This window comes from Herbiconiux sp. 320_LB (genome assembly GCF_059691755.1).
Window position 1 is genome coordinate 1 of sequence record NZ_JCAWAD010000010.1, and the last position, 549, is coordinate 549.

The 549-nt window shown below is 72.5% G+C and carries 1 protein-coding gene; it reads left to right on the forward strand.

Annotated features, from left to right (window positions below; translation table 11 throughout):
* Window positions 1-12: 12 nt before the first annotated feature.
* Window positions 13-549 (forward strand): cell wall-binding repeat-containing protein (locus AC59HU_RS17275; RefSeq protein WP_497224662.1); only part of this gene is annotated, 537 nt, incomplete at its 3' end.

The following is a 549-nucleotide window of genomic DNA, read 5'->3' on the forward strand; positions in this document are numbered from 1 at the left end:
GAGATCGCTCCGGTGACGCGTCTGCAGGGTGCTGACCGGTACGCGACGTCCCGGGCGATCGCGGAGGCGACGTTCGGGGAGTCCGGGGCGGCCACGGCCGTGCTCGCGGCGGGGTCGAACTTCCCCGACGCGCTCTCGGCGGGCTCGGCGATCGCCGGTCAGGGTCCGGTGATCCTGGTCGACGGCACCGCATCCGGCCTGGACGCTGCGACCAGCGAGCTGTTGGGTGACCTGAAGGTCGGCGACATCGTGATCGCCGGTGGTGAGGGATCGGTCTCGGCCGGGATCCAGACCGCCGCGACCGCGATCGCTCCCACCGAGCGCCTCTCCGGCGCCGACCGGTATGCGTCGTCGCGGGCGATCAACGCGCACTTCTTCACCACGGCCGGCCGGGTGCTGCTGGCCACGGGTGAGAAGTTCCCGGATGCGTTGTCCGGGTCGGCGTTGGCTCCGAAGCTGGGTGCGCCGTTGTTCACGGTCCCGTCCGGGTGCGTCCCGGCCGAGACGCTGGCGCAGATCACCGCGCTCGGCGCCCGCCAGGTCACCCTC